4 protein-coding genes are annotated in these 3393 nt (G+C 59.2%); 2 read left to right on the forward strand and 2 right to left on the reverse strand.

Annotation, left to right across the window (positions count from 1 at the left end):
- Positions 1-104: TlpA family protein disulfide reductase (locus AB4Z11_RS27080; RefSeq protein ID WP_442028941.1), on the forward strand; the 104-nt coding region annotated here is incomplete at its 5' end.
- Between the two features lie 233 nt (positions 105-337).
- On the forward strand, positions 338-1663 hold the full coding sequence (locus AB4Z11_RS27085; protein WP_442028939.1) for a DUF4214 domain-containing protein: 1326 nt from the start codon (positions 338-340) through the stop codon (positions 1661-1663).
- Here AB4Z11_RS27085 and AB4Z11_RS27090 read toward each other — a convergent pair.
- Entirely contained in the window at positions 1642-2196 is a 555-nt protein-coding gene (locus AB4Z11_RS27090) for a dihydrofolate reductase family protein (protein ID WP_442028940.1), read from the reverse strand. The genes AB4Z11_RS27085 and AB4Z11_RS27090 overlap by 22 nt on opposite strands.
- Positions 2196-3329: a DUF3034 family protein gene (locus AB4Z11_RS27095; RefSeq protein ID WP_442028942.1), complete on the reverse strand. Its 1134-nt coding sequence runs from the start codon at positions 3327-3329 to the stop codon at positions 2196-2198. The genes AB4Z11_RS27090 and AB4Z11_RS27095 overlap by 1 nt, the downstream gene beginning before the upstream one ends.
- Between the last annotated feature and the right edge of the window lie 64 nt (positions 3330-3393).

Consider the following 3393-nt stretch of genomic DNA (forward strand, 5'->3'; position numbering starts at 1 on the left):
CCACCTTCGTCATCGACCAGCAAGGCCGTATCATCAAGCGCTACGTCGGCAAGCCCGAATTCGCCGAACTCCACAAGCTGCTGGAAAAGACCCTGCAAGGCTGAGGCGATACGCAGCTCAGCCTTATATGGCAAAATTGTCGAAAAATTAACTTCGACTTGCCAAAAAAGGGGTTAGCGTGGCCAACGTCAATATCAGCTTCACTCAGTCCGCTCTTAATATCGCCGAGAAGGAAAATATAGGCTTCCAGGGCTACACCACCTCGGAAGTCTTTGATTCCATCAGCTAGCTGGCTCAGAGCTTCACGGCGGCGCACATTGCCACTTCCAGCGTCAACGTGTCGCTTAACTCGGCCCACCTGGCCTATTTAGACGGCGCATATGTGGATTACTCGGGCGTGGTGTTTGCCGATCCTAATGCGATGAGCGGCACGGCCTACGCGGCCACGGTGACCGATTACTGGCCTGCCAATTTCAGGACGACCCTCAACGGCCACCTCACCTACAACTACAGTCTCTCCAGCAATGGTACGGCAAGCCTGCAGCCTACCGGCGGCACTATCACCAGCGCCAGCATCGACTCCCTGCTGTTACCGTCCAATCGTCTCTATCCAGTCGATATCGGCAACCAGGGGCTGCAGTTCTTCGGCAATATCTCGGAAAATATTTACGGCGATTTCTCCGGCACCGTCACGAGCATGACCGCCCATGCCGACAAATTCCTCAAGAACGGCAGCGTCACGGGCACATTCGACATCTCCGGGAATGCCGAATCCATTGGAAAAGGCCTGAGCGCAACTGCGGTGTCCGGTGTGATGAACGGTTATTCGCAGCAGTACACCGATGGCAGCGCCGTTGCGGTCAGCGGCGCCTCCATCGAGGTTAACTCGGCGACCTCCTTCGATAAGCAATTGCTGGCCAACGGCGGCAACTGGAGCGGCGACGACACGTTCAACATCACGCTGCCCGCGCAGCTGCCAACGCCCTGGGTGATCGCGTCGGGTGCCGGCAATGACAACGTGTTGGTGCGCGGCGGCAGCGGTGGGCTGTCGGTGGATGCCGGCAGCGGCAATGACCGCATCTCGCTCATCGATGACGGCCACCAGATTACTGGTGGCGACGGCATCGATACCGTGATTCTCGGTGGCGCCCGTTCCGCCTATACGGTGACGCAGTCAGCCGGTACCTACACCGTGCATGCCAATGCGAGCGGCCTCAATGACATTCTCACCAACGTCGAGCGCGTGCAGTTCAGCGATGCGACCGTTGCCTTGGACATCGGCGGCGTCGGTGGACAAGCCTACCGTCTGTACCAGGCGGCCTTCAACCGTGCACCGGATTCTGGCGGTCTCGGATTCTGGATTGCCTACATGGACAAAGGCATGTCGCTGAACGACGCCGCCCAGCAGTTCATGGCCAGCCCGGAATTCAAAACACTGTACGGCACCAACCCAAGCAATGCAGACTTCGTGGATAAGCTGTACCACAACGTTCTGCATCGCGCGGGCGAGGCCGACGGTGTGAAATTCTGGATGGACTACCTGACGACCGGCGGCGGCACACAAGCCAAGGTGCTGGCCTTCTTCGGCGAGAGCCCGGAAAATCAGGCGGCGCTGATCGGCACCATCGGCAACGGCTTTACTTACACGCCATACACGATCTGATATCGCAGCTCGGCGAAGCCTGCGCCGTATTGCGTTACGGAGGTCAGCTGCATCGGGCGCTCCATGCGGCGCGGCAGGAGCGGCTTGCCTTCGCCGAGCGTGATGGAGCCCACCTGGATGATGAGTTCATTCAGCAGGCCGGCGTCATAGAACTGGCCGGCGAGGTCACCGCCGCCGGCGATCCAGATGTTCTTGCCGTCCGCGGCGCGCGCCATGTCGGCGTGGATGGGGCGCACGTCGCCGCGCACGAAGCGGATGTCTGCGCCGGTCACCGGCGCGAGTTCGCGGCTGGTGAAGACCCACACGGGCTGGGAGTAGGGCCAGGGCGAACCGGTTTCTTTCGCGACTTCGTCACCATTCCGCAGTATCCATTCGTAGGTGGTCGAGCCCATCGCGATGGCGCCTACCTCGGCGATGAATTCGGGATAACTGGATTCGCTGACATGCCCGAGCGAGAACAACCACTCCAGGGAATCGTCTTGGGTAGCGATGTAGCCGTCCAGGCTTGCTGCGGAATAGTATTGGGTTTTCATCAAAAGCCAACTTGCGCGGAAATGTAGAAGCCGTCCTGCTTCTTGGGGTTGAAAATGGTGATGTCGCCGAGATTGGCGTACGCCGCCGTCAACGAGAAATTCCGGTTGGGGAACCAGGCGACAAAGACGTCATAGTAATTCTTCTCATTGTCCACACCGAGATTGTGCGGCTTGCGGCGCCATTCAGCGCCGGCGGCCAGCTTGCGCGTCAGCAGATAGGCCGCCGAGATTTCAGGCTCGATGCGGCGGCCGGAATGCAGCTCGCCGCCGAAGCCGAGAATGCCCATCTGATTAGCGCGCGTCGAGCGTAGCGTGGCGTTCAGCAGGAGGCTTTGTTTAAGCAGGATCTTGGTGGCCGACACGTAATAGTCATAGCCTTTGTCGTCGCTCGCACCGAGCTGCTTCACGCTGCTCACACCCAGCGCGCCCAGACCATCAATGCCCTTGTTCTTCTTGTACATCGCGCCCACAGCAATCTGCGGCAACCAGGATTCCTGTTCGTAGAGCGCGTCGCCAGCCACGCGGACCTTGACACCGAAGATGTCCTGCTTGATGCTCAACTGATCGAGCGGCGCGAGGTCGCCTTCGAACTGCTGCTGCGCCAATGAAAGTTCAACACGATCGAAAATGCCGACCGCCACGCCATACGTCTTCAGCGAATAGTCCTGCGTCTTGATGTAGGTGTAGTGCGCGTTGGCGCCCCAGCTGTCGCGCGTGCCGTAGCTGGTAATCAGCGCCCACGGCACAATGCCGCCACCGCCCGCGCCTTCCACTTGCGACACGCCGCCAGTAGCCAGCAGCTTGCCCATCTCGAACATGTGCTCTTCCGATCGGCGGCTGGTGACGATCTCCTCGCGCTCCGGCGCCATTTTGGCCATCAGTTTGTTGGACACGCTGGCCGGTACATGCGCCTGTTCCATCGCGATTTGCAGATCCTCTGCCAAGGCGTTGAACTGGAAGTCGTTAACCTTCAAGTCCTCATGAATCGAATGTAAGTCTCGGTTCTCTTTTTTGCGGACGCAAGGTCCACCGGCAAATTCGCAGAAGTGCTGGCCGAGACGCTTCTTCAATTCGGGAATGTCGGAGTCGGAAAAACTATCCTTGATGCGCGGATCGGCCAGCACCAGGGCCATGAAATTCTCGACGATATTGTGGATGCCTTCCTTGCCGCCCAAGCCACGGTAGACCGAGTCGTCC

Source organism: Pseudoduganella sp. RAF53_2, assembly GCF_052113985.1.
Classification (GTDB): domain Bacteria; phylum Pseudomonadota; class Gammaproteobacteria; order Burkholderiales; family Burkholderiaceae_D; genus Rugamonas.

Bases quoted from the DNA above. Each gene is read 5' to 3' on its own strand.
- AB4Z11_RS27090 (WP_442028940.1), bottom strand. From the start codon at position 2,196: ATGAAAACCCAATACTATTCCGCAGCAAGCCTGGACGGCTACATCGCT.
- AB4Z11_RS27095 (WP_442028942.1), bottom strand. From the start codon at position 3,329: ATGGCCCTGGTGCTGGCCGATCCGCGCATCAAGGATAGTTTTTCCGAC.